Source organism: Streptomyces sp. NPDC048416 (assembly GCF_043200435.1).
Taxonomy (GTDB): domain Bacteria; phylum Actinomycetota; class Actinomycetes; order Streptomycetales; family Streptomycetaceae; genus Streptomyces.
The window spans coordinates 185,449-205,016 of record NZ_JBICXU010000011.1; the positions used below are offsets into that span (position 1 = coordinate 185,449).

Genomic DNA, 19,568 nt, shown 5'->3' on the forward strand with positions numbered 1-19,568 from the left:
CCTCCAGCAATGGACGGATCGTCCGGTAGTACTTGCGCCGCCCCCTCCCAGGAGGCGGCGGCATGACCATCTCACTCGTGCTGCTCTGTGCGGCATTCCTTCTCATCCTCGCCAACGGCTTCTTCGTGGCGGCCGAATTCGGCCTGGTCACCGTCGACCGGCCGGACGCCGAGCGCGCCGCCGCCGAGGGCGACCGCAGGGCCCGCACCGTGGTGCGCGCCCTGCGTGAGCTGTCCTTCCAGCTCTCGGGCACCCAGCTCGGCATCACCATCACCTCGCTCGTCGTCGGCATGCTCGCCGAGCCCGCGCTCGCCGACCTGCTCGACGGACCGATCGGCGCCACCGGCCTTCCGGCGGGCGCCGCATCCGGCATCAGCGTCGTGCTCGGCATGCTGCTCGCCGCCGCCGTGCAGATGGTGATCGGCGAACTCGTACCGAAGAACTGGGCGGTGTCCAAGCCGCTCCAGGTGGCCAGGTTCGTGGCCGGACCGCAGGGCCGTTTCTCGCGGCTCTTCCGGCCGGTCATCGCCCTGCTCAACACCGTCGCCAACCGTCTGGTGCGGGCGCTCGGCGTGGAGCCCGCCGACGAGCTGGCCTCGGCCCGCACGCCCGGCGAACTGGTCTCCCTGGTCAAGCACTCCGCGCAGGCCGGCGCCCTGGAACAGGACACCGCCGACCTCTTCGTACGGACCCTCTCGCTCGGCCACCTCACCGCGGAGAACGTGATGACCCCCCGCGTCAAGGTCAGCGCCCTGCAAACCACCGCGACCGCCGCCGACGTCCTCAACCTCACCCGGGCCACCGGGCTCTCCCGCTTCCCCGTCTACCGGGAGCGGATCGACGAGGTCGTCGGCATGGTCCACCTCAAGGACGCGCTCGCGGTGCGCCCCGAGGAGCGGTTGCGCACCGCGGTCGGTCTGATCGCCGTGCCGCCGCTGCTCGTCCCCGAGACGCTGCCCGTGCAGCAGCTCCTTGGACGCCTGCGCAGCGAGCAGCCGATAGCCGTCGTCGTCGACGAGTACGGCGGCACGGCCGGCGTCGTCACCCTCGAAGACATCGTCGAGGAGCTGGTCGGCGAGGTCCGCGACGAGCACGACGGCGCCGACGCCGGCCGGCCCGAGCTCGCCGCGGTGGCGGGCGAGGACGGCAGGCCCGCGTGGGAGGCCGACGGCAGCTGCCGCGTCCTGCACCTGGGCCGGATAGGACTGGAAGCACCCGAGGGCCCCTACGAGACCGTGGCCGGCCTCGTCGCCGACCTGCTCGGCCGCATCCCGGTCCCCGGCGACCGGGTCGAGCTGCCGGGCTGGCGGATCCAGGTCCGCCAGGTCGAGCGCTACCGCGCCGAGCGGGTCCGCTTCGTACGCGCGGCCGACGCACCCGTGGCGGAGGCGGCTCGATGAGCGTGCTCCAACTCCTGTTCGCGCTGCTGCTCGTGCTGGCCAACGGCTTCTTCGTCGGCGCCGAGTTCGCGCTGGTCTCCGTGCGCCGCAGCCAGATCGAACCGCTCGCCGCCTCGTCCTCGCGGGCCCGCCAGGTGCTGCACGGCCTCGAAAACCTGCCGCAGATGATGGCCGCCGCCCAATTCGGCATCACCATCTGCTCTTTGACGCTCGGCGCGGTCGCCGAACCGACGGTGGCCCGGCTTCTCGAACCCGCCTTCCAGGCGGTCCGGATCCCCGAGGGGCTGGTCCATCCGCTCGGCTACGTCATCGCGCTGGCCCTCGTGGTGTCGCTGCACCTGGTCATCGGGGAGATGGTCCCCAAGAACCTGGCGATGGCGGCGCCCGAGCGGACCGCGCTCTGGTTCAGCCCGGGCCTTGTCGCCTTCGCCCGGGTCTGCAAGCCGGTGACGATCGCGCTCGGCGCGTGCGCGCGCCTGATCCTCAAGCTGTTCCGGGTCGAGCCCAAGGACGAGGTGGAGGCCGTCTTCACCAGCGTCCAGCTCGGCCGGCTCGTCGAGGACTCCGGCCAGGCCGGGCTCCTGGAACCCGAAGCGCAGGAACGCCTGGAGGACGCCCTGGAACTGGGCAGCCGCCCGGTGACGGACGTGCTGCTCGACCGGGACTCGCTGGTCACGGTCGGCTGCTCGGTGACACCGCGCGAGCTGGAGGAGCTGACGGTACGCACCGGCTACTCCCGCTTCCCGGTGTGCGCCGAAGGCGGTGCCTACGGCGCCTTCATGGGGTTCCTGCACGTCAAGGACGTACTGGACGTGGAGGAACGGGAGCGCGCGGTGCCGCAGCAGCTGTGGCGCCCGCTCGCCACCCTGCGGGCCGAGCTGCCCCTGGACGACGCCCTGACGGTGATGCGCCGCGCGGCGACCCACCTCGCCCAGGTCACGGACGGCTCCGGGCGGGTGATCGGTCTGGTCGCCCTTGAGGACATGCTGGAAATGCTGGTGGGCGAGGTCCGCGACCCCGCGCACCGCGAGGAGCCCACCCCGCTGACGCGTTTCGCCGAGCCCCGCGGCGAACAGGCGCAGCAGGCGCTTGCCGGGTAGCTAGGGGGTGTCCGGCGGGTCGCGGCGGACCGGGCCGCGACCCGACAGGACCTCTCCGTAGGCCTGCATCAGATCGGGCAGCCGTAGCGTGGACAGATCGTCCCTGGTGGGCGTCGAGGGATACATCGACAGCCTCAAGTCCCGGTAGGCGCAGCTCTTCTCGTACAGGGTGCGCAGGAAGCGGCCGTTGCCCAGCTCGTCGATCCAGCCCTGGTCGACGACGTGACCGCTGATCGAGCGCAGCTCGTCAAGGGCCTCCTCGTCCCAGGCGTCCCCGTTCTCGGCGGCCAGCACCTCGCCGATCGAGGTCAGCTCCAGGGGACGGTAGGACGGGAAGTCGACGCGGGTGGTGAACCGGGAGGACAGGCCCGGGTTGGCGGCGAGCAGCCGGTCCATTCCCTCGGGGTAGCCGGCCAGGATGACCACCAGGTGGTCGCGGTTGTCCTCGGCGCGCTTGAGGAGCACCTGAAGGGCCTCGTCGCCGTACGCGTCGCCCTTGCTGTAGCCGGAGTTGGAGAGCGAGTACGCCTCGTCGACGAAGAGCACGCCGCCCAGTGCCGAGTCGATCAGCTCGTTGGCCTTGACCGCGGTCTGGCCAAGGAACTCGCCGACCAGGTCGGCCCGTTGGGCTTCCACGAGGTGGTCGCCGCCGAGCAGGCCGAGCGCGTAGAAGACCCGGCCCAGGATGCGGGCCACGGTGGTCTTCCCGGTGCCCGAGGGACCCGAGAAGACGAAGTGACGCTTCGGCGGCTGGACGGGTAACCCCTGGCTGGCTCTGAGCCGCGCCATGTTGAGCTGCGCGGAGAGCGCCTTGACCTGACGCTTGACCGGTTCGAGGCCGACCATCCGCTCCAGCTCGGCCAGCGCTTCGGCGAGCAGGGCGGAGTCGGTGGGGCCGGCCGGGAAGCGCGGGGCTCCTGGCTGTGCCGGCAGACCCGGCTTGTCCCGTGCGCCGTCGCGGGCGGCGCCGGACGCACCGGGCAGCGGCGCCTGGGTCTCCGGGGCGAGCCTGAGCTCGCGCCCGTCCGGCGGATCGAGCCCGAGGACGGATTCGGCCTCGGCCTCCACGGTGTCGCCGAAGCCGGACAGGGCGACCGCGGCGAGGTCGGGGGAGTCGTCGGAGCCGTCGAACCCGTCGTTCTCGGTGATGGCGGTGAGCCGCGCCGCGGTGTCCATGAACGCCGGGTCGACGCGGTGCACCGCCCGGTACAGGGGAAGGGCGGCCGCCGAGCGCCCGGTGCCCTCGTGCGCGCGGGCGAGCCAGTACCGCAGTTCCTTGCGCTGGGGCTGTTCGCTGCGGCAGCGCATCAGCGCGGCCGAGAGCAGGGGTTCGGCCTGGCCGAACATGTCGAGCCGGACCCGGGCCATGCCGCCGAACAGGCCGGCCTCGATGCCGAGCAGAGGGTCGTCCACCAACGGCTCGGTGTGGCGCACCAGTTGGTCCCAGTCCTTGACCAGGTAGGCCCGGCAGGCGTGCAGGAAGCGCACCTGCGGGTCGGTGTCCACGGGCGGAAGGCCGGCCAACGCCCGGTCGAGCTCGGGGACATGGCGTCCGTCCAGCCAGTGCGACGCGTGGGCGAGCAGCAGATCGCGCGGGCTTTCCAGGACCGGCTGGACCCACCAGCCGAGCCAGTACCAGGAGTTGAGGGTCCGGTGGTGGCTCGACCGCTGTTCGCCGAACCGTTCGCGGTGGCGATACATGCGCAGCAGCGCCGTCGTCGTGTCCACGCGCAGGGCGTGCAGCCCGAGCCAGCCGTCCGCCATCGAGGGGTCGAGCCGCACAGCCGTGCGGAACTCCTCCTCGGCCTGCGGATACGCGCCCATGGTGTACGCATCCACGCCGCGCAGCCAGGCGAGATCGGCCGGGGCGTGCGCGCCCGTAGTGCCGAAGTCCATCACGTCCCCCACACCGTGCCCCGTGCTGAACCGCCAATTCGCCCATGGGAATTGACGGGAGTTGACCGCACCGAGGGCATCGTACCCGCGGGGGGCCTGCGGCCGTAGGGGGCGCGAAGGGGGCATTGGCGGTGACCGAGGGTGAGCGAAAGGCGCTGCTCGGTGGCCCAGAAGGGGCGGAAGGGACAGAACGAAGCCCCCGATCACGGGGGAACAACCGGGGGCTTCGCGTCCGCGGCGACTTCGGAAAGCCGCACAATGAGAACGTAAGACCTGTATGGCCCCTGGGTCAAGCGGAGTTGAGGCACTGTGTGGGCTGATTTGCGACTGTTCAGCGAGGCGGGGTGAGGCCGTTACGCAGGGTGAGCGAATGGGCCGCACGATGCGTCGACTCCGGCCCCTCACGCCACTCGTACCCCTCCGGTACCTGGCGTACCAGGGCGTCCGCGAAGGGACGTGAGGGATCTTCGGCGAAATGGCACATCTCCGCCGCCGTCCACTCGTCCCAGAAGGCGGAGAGCCCCCTCCCGTCGCGGCGCCGGCCCCGCGCCCAGGACGTCTCCGCGTCCAGCTCCATCCAGGCGAGCAGGGTTAGCGAGGACCGCAGCGCCCTGCGGCCGGCCCCGACGCCCTCCACCAGCACCACGGGCGCCGGCCGCAGCGGCCGCGGGTCGGTGAAGCGCCGCAGGTGCCAGTCGTACGGCTCGAACCGGGCGGTCTCGCCGCGCGCGAAGGGGTCGAGCACCTGGCCCCGCAGCCGCTCCGTCCAGCCGAAGAACTCCTCGTGGCTTGCCAGGTCGTCCAGGTGCAGTACCGGCGCCCCGCCCAGCGCCTGCGCGAGCCGCCCCGCGAAGGTGGACTTGCCCGAGCCCGCGTGCCCGTCCACCGCGACCAGCCGTACCGGCCCGCAGGACGGCGGCAACGCCTGGACGAGAGCGGCCAGTTGCTGCACGGAGGTACCGGGGTGCGGCGTGCTGTTCATGGCATCCTGCCTGGTGCTGGTGCTGGTGCTGGTGCTGGTGCTGGTGCTGGTGCTGGTGTCCGTGCCGGTGCGGGGTGGTTTCGTATGGTTCGGGTGCCGGCCCTGGCGCGGTCGCGGTCGGCGCCCCCGGGGTCCGCCCTCGGGGTCCGCCCCCGGGTCCGGGACCGGAGGATTTCCGTCCGCCAAGGTTACGCCAGTGGTCGAGACCAATGGGGGACGGATATTGGCGGCGTGACGCGTGCCGAAGCACTGGCAGAAGGACGCCCCGACCCGAGATAGTTGGCCCGCTGTCGTGCACGCACCACCCCATACGTAACCGACTGGGGGTCCTCTTCATGACCAGCCCCACCCCGCGCAGAACCGTCCTCGCCGCGGCCGTCGCCCTCGCGGCCGGCGCCGCCGTGACCGCCTCCGGTGCGCCTGCGCTCGCGTCCGGCGGCGCGTCCCGACCGAGACAGGGCCCGCAACTCGTGGACAACCAGGCCTGGACCTCGTACGCGCAGTGGCGCTCGGGCACCGCGCACGGTGTGCGCGCCACAGCCGGCCACCGCCCCGGCATCGTCATCGCCCGGCCCGCCGGGAGCACCGCCTACACCGACCCGCACACCGGCAAAAGCGCCACCTGGGAGTACGCGAGCTGGACCTCCCCCCAGCACATCACCCGCGTCCCCGCCACCGAAGCGGTCGCCCACTGGAACGCGCACACCCCCGCCGGAACCTGGCTCCAGATCGAACTGCTGGGCACCTACACCGACGGCACCGCCACCCCGGCGTACGTCATGGGCCGCTGGACGGCGGGCGACGGCGACGCCGACATCCGGCGCACCTCCGTCGACGGCCAGGGCGACGGCAAGAGCTCCATCTCCACGGACACCTTCGCCATCGACGCCCCGGCCACCGGTCTGCGCCTGGCCGCCTACCGGCTGCGCGTCACCCTCTACCGCCCACCCGGCAGCCGGCTCACGCCGACCGTGTGGCGGGTGGGCGCCATGGCCTCCGACATCCCCGACCGGTTCACGGTGGACGCCTCGGTCCCCGCCTTCGCGGGCGAGCTGACCGTGCCGAGCTATTCGCAGGAGATCCACAAGGGCCAGTACCCCCAGTACGACAACGGCGGCGAGGCCTGGTGCAGCCCCACCTCCTCGCAGATGATCATCGAGCACTGGGGGCGCCGGCCGAGCCCCGCCGACCTCGCCTGGGTCGACCCGTCCTACACCGACCCGCAGGTCTGCCAGGCGGCCAGGGGGACCTACGACTACCAGTACGCGGGCTGCGGCAACTGGCCCTTCAACGCCGCGTACGCCGCCACCTACCGGGACCTGAGCGCGGTGGTGACCCGGCTGCGCTCCCTGAACGACGTGGAGACGCTGGTGCGCGCCGGCATCCCGGCCATAACGTCCCAGTCCTTCCTCGCGAGCGAGCTGACCGGCGCCGGCTACGGCACATCGGGCCACCTGATGACGGTGACCGGCTTCACCGAGGACGGCGACGTGATCGCCCACGACCCCCCGGCGCCCGACGACGCGTCGGTGCGCCGGGTCTACCTGAGGCGCGAGTTCGAGAACGTCTGGCTGAGGACCAAGCGCTACAACGCGAGCGGCAAGGTGTCCTCAGGGTCGGGCGGCGTCTGCTACCTGTACTGGCCGTCCGACCCGACCCCCGGGCAGCGGCACGCGTTGGCCGAGGTGGGCGTGGTGTGACGACGGCGGGTGGACACGACGGCCGTCGCCGAAGTCTCGCCCGCGGGGGGGCCAGGTGGGGCCGCGGAACTGGGTGGGACGCGGAACGTGGTGTCCGGCACAGGCGGTGTGCGTCATCGCCGCGTGACCGTGGCCCCGCTGCCCGGGCGGCGCAAGGCCCGCACGGCTGTCGGTGTCCGCCGCGCGGGGGGACCGCGCGGCGGGGCAGTGATGAACGTCTCTACCCCGGGGGCCCGGTCCGCTGGCACTGTGGAACGGTCACCGGGGGGACCGTGCACCGCCACACGACCGAGTGAGTACCCATGACCCTGCCTGCCACCACACTCGACGACCCCCGCGCCCTGGCCGAGCTCCGCGCCCGTACCGGCGGCCCCAAGGACACCGGCCCCAAGATCCTTGAGCACGTCCTGGGCTGGACCCTCGTGGTGGTCGTCGCCATGCTGGTCACGCAGCTGGGGCTGCTGTAGCCGGACGAGGCGGTACGGCGCGGCCCGAGGCGTTGCGAGGCCGCGCCCCGGCCCGGCCGGACCACGCCGGCTGCCGATCACGGCGCCCCCGAGCACGAGCAGTGCGAGGCACGTCCCCGAGGTCACGAAGTGCAGCAGGTTGTTGACGACGCATCTTGATCACGATGCCCCCAGGGTCAGTCCGTTCGCGACGATCGAGTCCGAGGTGACCAGGGCCTGTTCGGCCGTCACCCGGGTCATGAAGACGAAGGGCGGCACGATCGGCGGAACCGGGAGCGTGTTGGGATCGAAGGTGACGCAGAGCAGCCCCTCCAGGCAGCCGCTGAACTTGCTGAGGTAGAGCGTCACGTTCCCGCTGAGGTCCAACGAGCGTGCGCCCAGGGCGAGTTCGTCGTGTCCGTCGTGGGTGTCGAGCCGGTAGTAGGTGAGCGAGGCCGATGTCATCCTGAGGACCATGACCTTGAGGGGGCCGTGCGCGGTGGGCACGGTCGTCACCCCGGCGAACAGGAAGCCGTTGGGGGCGAAACGGGTGGTGGTGACCGTCGGCGCCACCACGGGCGCGACGACGACGCCGGGTTGTGGCGCCTGCGTCGCCGGCCGCGGTCCGAGAGTGGCCAGCAGGGCCACCGGCAGGGCCGCGGCGAGCGTGCGCTGGGTGCGCTGGGTGCGCGCGCCGCGTACGCGTCCCGCGTTCGCCTCCTTCGGTGTCCAGCCGAACCCCATGGCGCTGCCCGTGATGCCGAGCGCCATCCCGACGAGGAACCCGCCCAGGTTGGTGGCCGCGAAGGAGAGCACCGAAAGGATCAGGGCGTTGAGGGAAACGTAGTGCCGGGTGTGCGGCAGGAACCAGAGGAAAAGACCGGCGACGACGAGCGCGAGACCGATGCCGATCGCGGCGATCCCGCCGATCCCGAGGCTGACCAGGATGGTGAGCGGGGACAGCGGCACAGCGAGCAGTTCGGCGCCGCCGAGGACCAGGAAGAGCCCCGCCCAGAACGGCCGTGTCCGCCGCCAGCCCCGCAGTGCCCGCCGTGCCTCGGGCAGCGGCAGCCGCTTGTCCAGCCACCCGGCCCGCACCCGGCCCGGGCCCTCGCCCGCGGCGCGGTGAACGGGCGCGCCCCAAGGGGTGCCGGCGTGCCCGCCGGTGCGGGGCCCCACCCCCTTACCGCTGCGGGGCCCCGCACCCTGGCCGGTCCGCACGCCGACCCCGAACGCAGCGAGCGGCCCGACATCCGCGCTGGGCCCCGCAGCACGGGGGGCCTCGGCCGCATCGGACAGAACGGTGGCACCGACCCCACGGGGCACACCGGCCGCACCGGCCCCACCGGGGGCACTGGCCGCCACACCCGCACCGGCCGCACTGGCGGCACCGGCCGCACCGGCGGCCGCCTCGCCGCGGCGGGGGAGCCTGAGCAGGTTCAGTCGTCTCAGAAGCACTTCTTGCCGCCGATGCTCACATCGACCCTCATCCCCTTCAGCCGGAAGTCGCCGCCGGTCGCCGACCAGGCGTGCGACCTCACTCCGTCGACCTCGATGTCCCCGGCCTGGAGACCGAACTTGCCCGGCTCGCCATGAACTCCCTTGACGGCGTCCAGGGTTGAGGCGTCCCGGCCGATCTCGGCCGTGCCGAAGCGGGCGTCACCCACCAGGTCCTCGCCGTCGATGACCAGGTTGCTCGCGGTCACCTCGCCCGCGTCGCCGCCCGCCGTCAGCTTGAAGACGACCGTTCCCAGCGGGGTACCCACCTCGGCGGACTGGCAGATGTCGCTGAGCCTGGCGTCGCCGATGCCGAGCAGCGCCACCGGGTGGCCCTTCCCGTCGACGGACTTGTCGGTCCCCACGAACGAGGAGAGCCCCGAACTGGTCAGCTTCCCCGACGAGACCTGGAAGCTCGTTCCGGAGACCGCGAACGACGCGGCGAGCGCGCCCTCGGCCATGACCTGGGCCATGATCCCGACCGCGACGACCGCCGGCAGGGCGACGACCGCCGTCTTCCTCCAGGCTGTTCTTCCTTCGGCCAACGGCCGTCCGGCTGCGCTCACGTGAACCTCCCGTACGATCCGGCGAACCTTCGACGAGGCGGTGCAGGGGGAGTGCGCAAGCAGGTCTGCCATACTGCGGGCATCCTGCGGCAGTTGGAGACTAGGGCCGAATTTGAATAATAGTCAACAGGGCGGAACGACCGAGAGATCCCAGGCGCGTCGCTCCGAACTCATCGCGACCGGGCGGAAGTTGTTCGCCGACACCTCGTACGACGCACTCTCGATGGACGACATCGCCAAGCAGGCGGGGGTGGCCAAGGGCCTGATCTACTACTACTTCAAGTCCAAACGGGGCTACTACCTGGCCATCGTCGAGGACTCGGTCGCCGACCTGGTGTCGCGCGCGGGGAGCGACACCGACCTGCCGCGCGCCGAACGGGCGCAGCGCACGGTGGACGGCTACCTCCGGTACGCCGAGCATCATCAGGCGGCGTACCGCACGATCGTCACCGGCGGCGTCGGTTTCGACACCCAGGTGCAGGCCATCCGGGACGCGGTGCGCGAGGAGCTGATCGCCACCATCGCCGAAGGCGCGTACGGCACCCGGACCATACCGGCGCTCGCCCGGCTTGCGCTGCTCGGCTGGATGGGCGGCGTGGAGAGCGTCACCCTCGACTGGCTTGCCACCCTGGAGCCGCCGCGCGACACGGTGCGCGACCTGCTGGTGCGGACGCTGCGGCGCACCCTGGACACCATCGAGGAGTTCGAGCCGTCCTGTCCCTCGCCCGAACCGTCCTAGACGCGCCGAGGGGGCGGGTGGCCGCGGCCGCCCGCCCCCTCGACTCCCGTGCTAGTGAATGGACTTGATGAGCTCACCGTTGCTGGTGTCGCCGCTCAGCTCCCACACGAAGGTCCCGCCGAGCGCCTGGTTGTTCTTGTAGGTCATCTTCCCGGCGATGGTGGCGGGAGTGTCGTAGCTCCACCAGTCCGTGCCGCAGGAGGCGTACGCCGTGCCCGCGACCGTGCCGTTGGCCGGGCACTTGGTCTTGAGCACCTTGTAGTCCTCGATGCCCTGCTCGTAGGTGCCGGCCGCGGGCCCTGTCGCGGCGCCCCCGGGGGTCTTCTGCGTCACGCCGGTCCAGCCGCGCCCGTAGAACCCGATGCCGAGCAGGAGCTTGCCCGGCGGGACGCCGAGCCCCTTCAGCTTCTGGATGGCCGCGTCGGTGGTGAAGCCCTGTGTGGGGATGCCGTTGTAGGAGGTCAGCGGGGAGTGCGGGGCGGTCGGGCCCTTGGCGGCCCACGCGCCGAAGAAGTCGTACGTCATCGGGTTGTACCAGTCGACGTACTGGGCCGCGCCCGCGTAGTCGGTGGCGTCGAGTTTGCCGCCGGACGATCCGTCGGCGCTGATGGCGGCCGTGACCAGGCGGGAGCCTGTGAACTTCGAACGGAGCGCCGCCAGAAGGTTCTTGAAGGCCTCGCGCCCGCTGGTGTCGCAGGACAGACCGCAGGCGTTGGGGTACTCCCAGTCGATGTCGATGCCGTCGAAGACATCCGCCCAGCGCGGGTCCTCGACCAGGTTGTAGCAGGAGGAGGCGAACGCGGCCGGGTTCTTGGCCGCCTCGGCGAAACCGCCCGACCAGGTCCAACCGCCGAACGACCAGAGCACCTTGAGCCCCGGATGCTTCTTCTTGAGCTCGCGGAGCTGGTTGATGCTGCCCGCGACCGGCTGGTCCCAGGTGTCGGCGGTGCCGTCGACGCTGGAGGCGGCGTCATAGGTCTTCTGGTAGTCGGCGTACGCGTCGCCGATGGCGCACTTGCCGCCGGTGACGTTGCCGAACGCGTAGTTGATGTGGGTCAGTCTGGCGGCCGAGCCCGAGGTCTCGATGTTCTTGACGTGGTAATTGCGCTGGTAGACGCCCCAGTCGGTGAAATACCCGACCACCTTGGAGCCGGCCGCGGCGGCCTGGCGGGCCTGCGGGGCGTCCGGCGCTTTCTCGGGGGAGGCGGCGGCGCTGCCGGCGCCGGTGAGCAGGGTGACGCCGAGCGCGGCGGTGCACGCGGCGACGACGAGGGTCCTGAGGCGGGGGTGTGGGGGACGGGGTCCGAGCATCGCGATCTCCTCGTGGGGAGGGGAGAGTGGAGTGGGCACGACTGCTTTGACATGAACGCACTAAGTCGTTGAAGGGAACGCTAGAAGGACTAGACCAGTGCGGTCAATGGTGCGGACCAACTCCGGAGTGACCAATTCCGGGACGCCGCCCGGCGCGCGGCCCGGGGGAAATCGTGATCTTGGAGCCAGTGACGCGACGCGTCCGATCGGGCATACTCACAGCGCCACGGCCGCCCGCCTGCTACTTCTGTGACCCGGAAGGGAAGGTAACGGCCGTAGAGCAGAGTCACCGGCGGCGCCGCCACACCCTGCGCGTGCGTCCGCCGTAGCGCCCGACAGGGAGGAGAGCGCGCCATGCCCGACCGTGCCCCGCAGCCGGTGGAACGACAGCTGCCCACCGAAGAGGCCCGGGACCTTGTCACGCTGGTGCGCGACATCGTCCAGCGGGAGATCGCGCCGCAGGCCGCCGCGCAGGAGGATGCCGGCCATTTCCCGCGCGAGATCTTCACCCTGCTCTCCGCATCAGGACTGCTCGGCCTTCCGTACGACGCCGAGTTCGGCGGGGGCGACCAGCCCTACGAGGTCTACCTCCAGGTACTGGAAGAGCTCGCCTCTGCCCGACTCACGGTCGGCCTCGGTGTGAGCGTCCACTCGCTGGCCTGCCACGCCCTCGCCGGCTACGGCACCAAGGAGCAGCAGAGCGAGCACCTGCCCGCCATGCTCGGCGGCGGCCTGCTCGGCGCGTACTGCCTCTCGGAGCCGGCTTCCGGCTCCGACGCCGCCTCGCTGCGCACCAAGGCGGTGCGGGACGGCTCGGACTGGGTCATCACCGGCACCAAGGCCTGGATCACCCACGGCGGGATCGCCGACTTCTACACCGTGCTGGCCCGCACGGGCGGCGAGGGCGCCCGTGGCATCTCGGCCTTCCTCGTCCCCGGCGACGCCGCGGGTCTTTCGCCCGCCGTGCCCGAGAAGAAGATGGGCATGAAGGGCTCGCCCACCGCCCAGCTCCACTTCGACGGCGTACGTGTCTCCGACGCCCGCCGCATCGGCGAAGAGGGCCAGGGTTTCGCGATCGCGCTCTCCGCGCTCGACTCCGGCCGGCTCGGCATCGCCGCCTGCGCGATCGGCGTCGCCCAGGCCGCGCTCGACGAGGCCGTCGCGTATGCGACCGGGCGGCAGCAGTTCGGCCGGCCCATCGCCGACTTCCAGGGCCTGCGCTTCATGCTGGCGGACATGGCGACCCAGATCGAGGCGGGGCGCGCGCTGTACCTGGCCGCGGCCAGGCTCCGCGACGCCGGGCGCCCCTTCTCCCGCCAGGCAGCGATGGCCAAGCTGTTCTGCACGGACGCGGCGATGCGGGTGACCACGGACGCGGTGCAGGTACTCGGCGGGTACGGCTACACGGCCGACTTCCCGGTCGAGCGTTTCATGCGCGAGGCGAAGGTGCTCCAGATCGTGGAGGGCACGAACCAGATCCAGCGGATGGTCATCGCGCGTCACCTCGCGGGTCCTGAGACCCGCTGACCCCCGTCGGCCCGCGCCCGGGCCACACCGGGGCCGCCACGATCCGGGCCCACTCCTGGTCGCGGCGCCCCGGCAGGGTCCGCCCCGTGCTCGCCCAATGCCGCAGCAGGGACTGGTAGATGGGCGGATCCACGGACCGCAGAACCGATTCGGTGGCCGTCGGCCGGTGTACGGGGCCGGGTTCGAACGGGGCCACACGGCGGCGCCGGCCGCGGCCGGAGGCGCTCGAATAAAGCAAGCTCATGGTTGGGCAACGCGGGGTGTGGCGGGGCGGTCACCGGTGTGGGGATTCGGGAGTGCGTACGGGGTGGCCCCCGCGCCCCTGTCTTTCCGGTGTGCTCGGGGTTCGGGGTGGGAACTGGGGTTGGGTTTGAGGGTGCGGGCCGCGTGTGGCTGGTCGCGCAGTTCCCCGCGCCCCTGACTACTTGGGGCCGGCCGGCAGGGGTGTCCCTACCCCAGTCTGTCCGGCGATTGGGGGCTACTCGGTCCCGGTCGGCGTGGACATCCCCAGCCCGCCCCGGTGGTTTGTGGGCGGGTGTCTTGGTTCCTCGCGCCCCTGTAGGCCGCCCGGGGTGCGCCCCCTCACCCTGTCCGGGGACTGCCCGGTGCCGGCCTGCATCGGCATCTTCAGCCCGTCCGGCGATCGAGGACGAGCGCCCTTCAGGCGCGAACGGGGTCTGGGGCGGAGCCCCAGGGGGTTCGGCTCACCCTGGTGCATGAGGGGGCCGGGGTATGGCCTCGGGAAGATGGCTGACGTACCGTCAGATCCCCGCGCCGGACCGGAGGTTGTCCATGTCCAACAACCGCCCCATCCCCCTCGACGAGTACCCCGTCCACCAGGTCCCCCTCTCCATGGCCCACGTCGCGACCGGCGACCGCAACGCCTACGACCGCTGCATCTTCCACGTCTTCGACCACCAGGGCCGAGCCCTGCTCATCGCGGGGCTCGGGGTCTACCCCAACACCGGGGTGATCGACGCGTACGCCACCCTCCGCGTCGGCGACCGCCTGCACGCCGTCCGTGCCTCCGACGCCCTCACGGACGACCGGATGAACCTGAGCGTCGGCCCCCTGACGATCACCGTCGACACCCCGCTGCGCCGCCTCTCCCTGCACTGCGCTCCCGATCCGGACGACCCGAGTTCACTTGCGTACGACGTCGTCTGGAACGCGGACTTTCCCGCGCTCTGGGAGCCGCACCATGTGCAGCGCAAGGGGGACCGGCTGACCCTTGAGGGGCGGCGGTTCGTGCAGGCCGGGCACTGCACCGGCCTGATCCGCGTCGGCGGCGAGGAGATTCCGGTCACCGCGGGGGAGTGGACCGGGACACGCGACCGCAGTTGGGGGGTGCGGCCCATCCCCGGCGAGGAGGCCGGGCGGGGCGACGAGTACCGGCCCGATGGCTTCCACTGGCTCTGGGTGCCGGCCAGGTTCGACGACCGGTTCGTCATGGTCATCGCCCAGGAGGACGCCGACGGCTACCGCAGCCTCAACGAGGCCGTACTCGTGCGCGAGGGCCACCGCGACGCCCAACTCGGCTGGCCCCAGGCCGACATCACCTACCGCCCCGGCACCCGCCACCCCGAGCGCGCGGTCATCCACCTCACCGACCAGTCCCGCAAACCCCTCGAACTCGGCGTCGACATCCTCGCCTCCTCGCCCCTCGCCGTCGGCGCCGGCTATCCGCCGTCCGACGGCTGGCAGCACGGCACCTGGCAGGGCCGGGGCTGGACCGACCGCCAGGTCTACGACCTGTCCGACCCGTCCGCCCACCGCATGGCGGCCTACGGCGTCACCGACCACGCCGCGCGCTTCACGCTGGACGGCCGGACCGGTTACGGGATCTTCGAGCACGGCAGCTTCGGCCGCCACGACCCCAGCGGGTTCGCCGATCACACCTCCGTCGCCCGCTGACCCAGCCGCCCGTCCGTCGTGAAGGGAGCATCGCCTTGGCCACCGCGCCCCGCCCCCGCACCTCCACCCGTGACCCCGAGGAGGTCGGGCGCCGTCTCGCCGCCTGGCTCGACGTCCGGCTGCCCGGCGCCCGCGTCACCGGCATCCGGGTGCCGTCCTCCAACGGCATGTCCAGCGAGACCCTGCTCTTCGACATCGAGCACCCTGACACCCCCGTACGCGCCTGCGCCCTGCGGCTCGCCGCCGACCCGGCCGCATACACCGTCTTCCCCGTGTACGACATGGCCCGTCAGCACCGCGTGATGCGGCTGGTCGCCGAACACACCGACGTGCCCGTGCCACGGGTGCGCTGGCTCGAAGAGGACCCCGCGCCGCTCGGGGCGCCGTTCTTCGTGATGGACCGGGCCGAGGGACGCGTACCACCGGACGTCATGCCCTATACGTACGAGGGGAATTGGCTGCACGCCGCCGACGACGCCGAGCGCGCCCGCCTCCAGGACGCCAGCGTCGGCGTCATCGCGCGGCTCCACGATCAATTCCCGCCCGGAAAGGCCGAGTTCCTGCTGCCGAACGGCAACGGGTCCGCGCTGAGCCGCCATGTCGCGGCCCAACGGGAGTACTACGCATGGGTGGTTGACGGGCCCCCGCGCTCACCCCTCATCGAGGCGGCCTTCGACTGGCTCGACGCGCACTGGCCCGACGACGAGGGCCCTTCGGTGCTCTGCTGGGGCGACGCCCGCATCGGGAACATCATCTACGACGCATTCGAGCCCGCGGCCGTCCTCGACTGGGAGATGGCCGCCTGCGGCCCCCGCGAACTCGACCTCGGCTGGACCGTCTACCTGCACCGCTTCTTCCAGGACCTCACGGTGAGCTTCGGCCTGCCCGGCCTCCCGGACTTCCTGCGGCGCGACGACATCGAGCGGCGCTACGCGGAGCTCACCGGGCACACCCCGCGCCACATGGAGTTCCACACCCTCTACGCGGCGCTGCGGCACGCGGTGGTCATGCTGCGGATCGCCTACCGCCAGCTGTATTTCGGCGAGGCCGAACCGCCCGGGGACCCGGACGCGCTGATCCTGCACCGGGCGAGCCTGGCGGCCATGGTGCGGGGTACGTACTGGAGTTGAACGGTCGCCGGCCGGACGCGCCCGCGATGACGTCCGCGGTGGCGTCCGGTCCGTACCGCGTGCGCTCAGGCCGCGCGGCGCATCTGCGGCACGCGCACCGGACGCGAGCCCGGGCCGCCGACGTGCGAGAAGGGCTGGGTGCGCCAGTCGAGCTCCTGCGGGAGCGTCAGCAGCAGCGCGGTGTCCTGCTCCTGGACGTCGAGCGACGCGTCGGCGGCCTGCGCGTCCCCGGCGTGGCGCCCGGTCCCGGCGCACACGGTCAGCACGAACGGATTCCACGGGCTCGGGCACAGCGCGTGCTCGGGCAGGACGTCCTCGTCGGCGAGCAGCGCGATCGGCTGGGCGCAGTCCGGGCAGAGCACCCGGTACATCTCGAAGGTGTCGTACGCGTCGAGCGAGTCGTCGTCGATGAGTCCGGCGATATCGACAGGCTCCGGTTCGCCGCGTTCGCGTTCCGTACGTCCGGTGCGCTTGGGATTCTGCATTGGGACACTCCCCCTCGGGTGGGCCGGCATTGCGCCATGGCCACGACCAAAGCAAGCACTTCCCGCCAGGCCATGGCGGTAACCGCCCCATCCATGCCGGGCCCGCGCCAAACCTGTGGTGTTCGTCACATGCCGCCCGCAGATGCCCGTTCCGGCGCCGCCCGACTGTGCCGGAGGCGACCCGGGGCAATAGGTTGAGCGCCATGGAGGAGCTGGACCGTCAGATCGTGGAGCTGCTCGTCAAGGACGGGCGGATGAGCTACACCGACCTGGGCAAGGCCACCGGCCTGTCCACATCGGCGGTGCACCAGCGGGTACGCCGCCTCGAACAGCGCGGGGTCATCCGCGGCTACGCCGCCGTCGTGGACCCCGAGGCGGTGGGCCTGCCGCTGACCGCGTTCATCTCGGTCAAGCCCTTCGACCCCAGCGCCCCCGACGACATCGCGGAGCGCCTGGCGGACGTGCCGGAGCTGGAGGCCTGCCACAGCGTGGCGGGGGAGGAGAACTACATCCTCAAGGTCCGGGTGGCGTCCCCGCTGGCCCTTGAACATCTGCTGACCCGCATCCGCACCCTGGCCGGCGTCTCGACCCGTACGACCGTCGTCCTGTCGACCCCGTACGAGGCACGGCCGCCGCATATCTAGGCTGTCCTTCATGAGTTCCGCGAGTTCCGCACCCGAAGAGACCCCCCACCGCACCGTCCTGCTGCGCGGCGGCGACGTCCACAGCCCCGCCGACCCCTTCGCCACCGCGATGGTCGTCGAACGCGGACACGTCGCCTGGGTCGGCTCGGAGGGCGCCGCGGACGCCTTCGCCGGTGGTGTCGACGAGGTCGTCGACCTCGAAGGCGCCCTCGTCACCCCCGCGTTCACCGACGCACATGTGCACACCACCGCCACGGGCCTCGCTCTGACCGGCCTCGACCTGTCGACGGCCCGCACGCTCGCCGAGGCACTGGAGGCGGTGCGCGCCCACGCCGCGGCACGCCCCGACGACCGGGTGCTGCTCGGCGGGGGCTGGGACGCGGCGCGCTGGCCCGAGCGGCGCCACCCTTCGCGTGCGGAGCTCGACGCGGCCACCGGGGGGCGCCCCCTCTACCTGCCGCGCATCGACGTCCACTCCGCGGTCGTGACCACCGCCCTGCTCGACCTGGTTCCCGGCGTACGCGACCTGGCCGGATACCGCGACGGCGAGCCGCTGGACGGCGCCGCTCACCACGCGGTGCGGGCGGCCGCGCACGGCGCGATCACCGCGCGCCAGCGCACCGAGGCCCAGCGCGCGGCGCTTGAGCGGGCCGCCTCGCTCGGCATCGGCTCCCTCCATGAATGCGGCGGCCCCGACATCTCCGACGAGGACGACTTCACCTCGCTGCTCGCGCTGGCTCGCCACGGGGCGGGGCCGCGGGTCTTCGGGTACTGGGCCGAACGCGTCGAAGGCGCCAAGGACGCCGATCGCATCCGCGAACTCGGTGCGGTCGGCGCGGCCGGTGACCTCTTCGTGGACGGCTCGCTCGGCTCGCACACCGCCTGCCTGCACGCCCCCTACGCCGACGCCCCGGGCACCGGCACCGGCCACCTCGACGCCGACGACGTGGCCGCCCATGTGGCCGCGTGCACCGAGGCCGGGATCCAGGCGGGCTTCCACGCCATCGGCGACGCCGCCGTCAGCGCCGTCGTCGACGGGGTCAGGGCCGCCGCCGAGCGGGTGGGGCTCGCCCGCGTCCGGGCCGCAAGGCACCGCGTCGAGCACGCCGAGATGCTGACCCCCGCCACCATCGCCGCCCTCGCCGAGTTCGGCCTCACCGCCGCCGTGCAGCCCGCCTTCGACGCGCTGTGGGGCGGCGAGCAGGGCATGTACGCCGAACGGCTCGGCGTCGAGCGGGCCCGCACCCTCAACCCGTACGCGGCCCTGCTGCGGGCCGGGGTGCCGCTGGCGTTCGGCTCCGACGCACCGGTGACCCCGCTCGGCCCGTGGGAGACCGTCCGTGCGGCGGCGTTCCACCGCACCCTTGAGCACCGGGTCTCGGCCCGTGCCGCCTTCACCGCCCACACCCGGGGCGGCTGGCGCGCGCTCGGGCGCGACGACGCGGGGATCCTGGTCCCCGGGGCCCCGGCCGACTACGCCGTGTGGCGGGCCGCCGACCTCGTGGTCCAGGCGCCCGACGACCGGGTCGCCCGCTGGTCCACCGACCCGCGCTCGGGCACCCCGGGCCTGCCCGACCTCACGCCGGGAGCCGAGCTGCCGGTGTGCCTGCGCACGGTGGTGTTCGGACGAACGGTATTCGCGCGTCCGAACGAGTGACATGGGGACATTTCGTCCCATCGGCGGGCAGCCGTCACGGCATCGCCACGACCTGCGGATCTTCGGCGCTGACCTGGTGATTTGAAAAAACGTCGCAGCTCAATGGGCTGTTGACAGGAAGCGCCCAGGGGCCGGTAGGTTCGGCCGAGTCCACCACAGGACGTCCGACCGGTTGAACCTCCACGCAGTCGTCGAACGCCGCTGGGTCATGGGGTGGTGTGTCGCACCGGCGCACCACCACTGGCAGCCAGGTTCAGCGCCCGCGCCTCGGGGGCGAGGGAAGGTTTCAGCCGGAAGGGTGTCCCCCCTGCCCCCTGCGGGCTCGCGGGACGGTGCGACCCGGGTGGGGCCCGGACGCTCAGTAGACAACGGCTCTCGGTCGACCCGCAGCCAGCGGGCCCCAGGTCGGCCCGAAGGGCGCCGGGCCCCGGTACCGAACCGTGCTGCGCACTCCCGGCATTCCGGCGGATCCCCACTGCCATCCGGGCGCATCCGGCACCACCCACCCTCGCGGTACGGCCCGATCGCGACCGCTCGCTATGGTGGACCCTTGCGTACGGACAATAAGGGGCAG

At 72.1% G+C, this 19,568-nt stretch carries 16 protein-coding genes; 10 read left to right on the forward strand and 6 right to left on the reverse strand.

Translation table 11 applies throughout. The features are described from left to right. Positions 1-62 precede the first annotated feature (62 nt). Both ACGFW5_RS17130 and ACGFW5_RS17135 read left to right on the forward strand, forming a co-directional pair. Positions 63-1,400, forward strand: a complete 1,338-nt coding sequence (locus tag ACGFW5_RS17130; RefSeq protein WP_393835029.1) for a hemolysin family protein — start codon at positions 63-65, stop codon at positions 1,398-1,400. Further along, positions 1,397-2,500 carry a hemolysin family protein gene (locus ACGFW5_RS17135; protein ID WP_393835030.1) on the forward strand — a complete coding sequence of 368 codons (1,104 nt, stop codon included), beginning with the start codon at positions 1,397-1,399 and terminating at the stop codon, positions 2,498-2,500. The genes ACGFW5_RS17130 and ACGFW5_RS17135 overlap by 4 nt, the downstream gene beginning before the upstream one ends. On the opposite strand, the gene ACGFW5_RS17140 is transcribed toward ACGFW5_RS17135, so the two are convergent. Both ACGFW5_RS17140 and ACGFW5_RS17145 read right to left on the reverse strand, forming a co-directional pair. After that, complete coding sequence (locus ACGFW5_RS17140; RefSeq protein ID WP_393835031.1) at positions 2,501-4,396, reverse strand: AAA family ATPase; 1,896 nt, start codon at positions 4,394-4,396, stop codon at positions 2,501-2,503. A gap of 331 nt (positions 4,397-4,727) precedes the next feature. After that, positions 4,728-5,378 (reverse strand): uridine kinase, encoded by a 651-nt coding sequence (locus ACGFW5_RS17145; protein ID WP_393835032.1) that lies wholly within the window; start codon positions 5,376-5,378, stop codon positions 4,728-4,730. A 335-nt stretch (positions 5,379-5,713) separates the two neighbouring features. Between ACGFW5_RS17145 and ACGFW5_RS17150 the strand changes: the two genes are divergently transcribed. Further along, complete coding sequence (locus tag ACGFW5_RS17150) at positions 5,714-7,078, forward strand: peptidase C39 family protein (protein ID WP_393835033.1); 1,365 nt, start codon at positions 5,714-5,716, stop codon at positions 7,076-7,078. Positions 7,079-7,380: 302 nt separating this feature from the next. Next, complete coding sequence (locus ACGFW5_RS17155; protein WP_393835034.1) at positions 7,381-7,545, forward strand: SCO1431 family membrane protein; 165 nt, start codon at positions 7,381-7,383, stop codon at positions 7,543-7,545. A 159-nt stretch (positions 7,546-7,704) separates the two neighbouring features. Here ACGFW5_RS17155 and ACGFW5_RS17160 read toward each other — a convergent pair whose 3' ends face one another. Continuing rightward, positions 7,705-8,622 carry a DUF6114 domain-containing protein gene (locus tag ACGFW5_RS17160; protein WP_393835084.1) on the reverse strand — a complete coding sequence of 306 codons (918 nt, stop codon included), beginning with the start codon at positions 8,620-8,622 and terminating at the stop codon, positions 7,705-7,707. 350 nt (positions 8,623-8,972) lie between these two features. Further along, positions 8,973-9,587, reverse strand: a complete 615-nt coding sequence (locus ACGFW5_RS17165) for a DUF6230 family protein (RefSeq protein ID WP_393835035.1) — start codon at positions 9,585-9,587, stop codon at positions 8,973-8,975. Between the two features lie 112 nt (positions 9,588-9,699). Here ACGFW5_RS17165 and ACGFW5_RS17170 point away from each other — a divergent pair, with 112 nt between their 5' ends. Further along, complete coding sequence (locus tag ACGFW5_RS17170) at positions 9,700-10,326, forward strand: TetR/AcrR family transcriptional regulator (protein ID WP_393835036.1); 627 nt, start codon at positions 9,700-9,702, stop codon at positions 10,324-10,326. A gap of 51 nt (positions 10,327-10,377) precedes the next feature. Here ACGFW5_RS17170 and ACGFW5_RS17175 read toward each other — a convergent pair whose 3' ends face one another. Beyond that, a complete protein-coding gene (locus ACGFW5_RS17175) occupies positions 10,378-11,637 on the reverse strand; it encodes a glycoside hydrolase family 18 protein (protein WP_393835037.1) in 1,260 nt (419 codons plus the stop codon). 354 nt (positions 11,638-11,991) lie between these two features. On the opposite strand from ACGFW5_RS17175, the gene ACGFW5_RS17180 reads away from it, so the two are divergent. The 3 genes from ACGFW5_RS17180 to ACGFW5_RS17190 all read left to right on the forward strand — a co-directional run bounded on the left by ACGFW5_RS17180 (position 11,992) and on the right by ACGFW5_RS17190 (position 16,208). Next, positions 11,992-13,164 (forward strand): acyl-CoA dehydrogenase family protein, encoded by a 1,173-nt coding sequence (locus ACGFW5_RS17180; protein ID WP_393835038.1) that lies wholly within the window; start codon positions 11,992-11,994, stop codon positions 13,162-13,164. A 792-nt stretch (positions 13,165-13,956) separates the two neighbouring features. Beyond that, positions 13,957-15,078: a hypothetical protein gene (locus tag ACGFW5_RS17185; RefSeq protein ID WP_393835039.1), complete on the forward strand. Its 1,122-nt coding sequence runs from the start codon at positions 13,957-13,959 to the stop codon at positions 15,076-15,078. 35 nt (positions 15,079-15,113) lie between these two features. Then, positions 15,114-16,208 (forward strand): phosphotransferase family protein, encoded by a 1,095-nt coding sequence (locus tag ACGFW5_RS17190; protein WP_393835040.1) that lies wholly within the window; start codon positions 15,114-15,116, stop codon positions 16,206-16,208. Between the two features lie 65 nt (positions 16,209-16,273). On the opposite strand, the gene ACGFW5_RS17195 is transcribed toward ACGFW5_RS17190, so the two are convergent. Continuing rightward, complete coding sequence (locus ACGFW5_RS17195; RefSeq protein WP_393835041.1) at positions 16,274-16,693, reverse strand: hypothetical protein; 420 nt, start codon at positions 16,691-16,693, stop codon at positions 16,274-16,276. Between the two features lie 203 nt (positions 16,694-16,896). Between ACGFW5_RS17195 and ACGFW5_RS17200 the strand changes: the two genes are divergently transcribed. Further along, the gene (locus ACGFW5_RS17200) at positions 16,897-17,337 is read left to right on the forward strand and encodes an Lrp/AsnC family transcriptional regulator (protein WP_393835042.1); all 441 of its coding nucleotides are present in this window, start codon (positions 16,897-16,899) and stop codon (positions 17,335-17,337) included. Between the two features lie 10 nt (positions 17,338-17,347). Continuing rightward, complete coding sequence (locus ACGFW5_RS17205) at positions 17,348-18,994, forward strand: amidohydrolase (RefSeq protein WP_393835043.1); 1,647 nt, start codon at positions 17,348-17,350, stop codon at positions 18,992-18,994. Positions 18,995-19,568: the final 574 nt, after the last annotated feature.

Bases quoted from the DNA above. Each gene is read 5' to 3' on its own strand.
- ACGFW5_RS17185 (WP_393835039.1), top strand. From the start codon at position 13,957: ATGTCCAACAACCGCCCCATCCCCCTCGACGAGTACCCCGTCCACCAG.
- ACGFW5_RS17180 (WP_393835038.1), top strand. From the start codon at position 11,992: ATGCCCGACCGTGCCCCGCAGCCGGTGGAACGACAGCTGCCCACCGAA.
- ACGFW5_RS17130 (WP_393835029.1), top strand. From the start codon at position 63: ATGACCATCTCACTCGTGCTGCTCTGTGCGGCATTCCTTCTCATCCTC.
- ACGFW5_RS17155 (WP_393835034.1), top strand. From the start codon at position 7,381: ATGACCCTGCCTGCCACCACACTCGACGACCCCCGCGCCCTGGCCGAG.
- ACGFW5_RS17200 (WP_393835042.1), top strand. From the start codon at position 16,897: ATGGAGGAGCTGGACCGTCAGATCGTGGAGCTGCTCGTCAAGGACGGG.
- ACGFW5_RS17145 (WP_393835032.1), bottom strand. From the start codon at position 5,378: ATGAACAGCACGCCGCACCCCGGTACCTCCGTGCAGCAACTGGCCGCT.
- ACGFW5_RS17135 (WP_393835030.1), top strand. From the start codon at position 1,397: ATGAGCGTGCTCCAACTCCTGTTCGCGCTGCTGCTCGTGCTGGCCAAC.
- ACGFW5_RS17175 (WP_393835037.1), bottom strand. From the start codon at position 11,637: ATGCTCGGACCCCGTCCCCCACACCCCCGCCTCAGGACCCTCGTCGTC.
- ACGFW5_RS17195 (WP_393835041.1), bottom strand. From the start codon at position 16,693: ATGCAGAATCCCAAGCGCACCGGACGTACGGAACGCGAACGCGGCGAA.
- ACGFW5_RS17140 (WP_393835031.1), bottom strand. From the start codon at position 4,396: ATGGACTTCGGCACTACGGGCGCGCACGCCCCGGCCGATCTCGCCTGG.
- ACGFW5_RS17205 (WP_393835043.1), top strand. From the start codon at position 17,348: ATGAGTTCCGCGAGTTCCGCACCCGAAGAGACCCCCCACCGCACCGTC.
- ACGFW5_RS17150 (WP_393835033.1), top strand. From the start codon at position 5,714: ATGACCAGCCCCACCCCGCGCAGAACCGTCCTCGCCGCGGCCGTCGCC.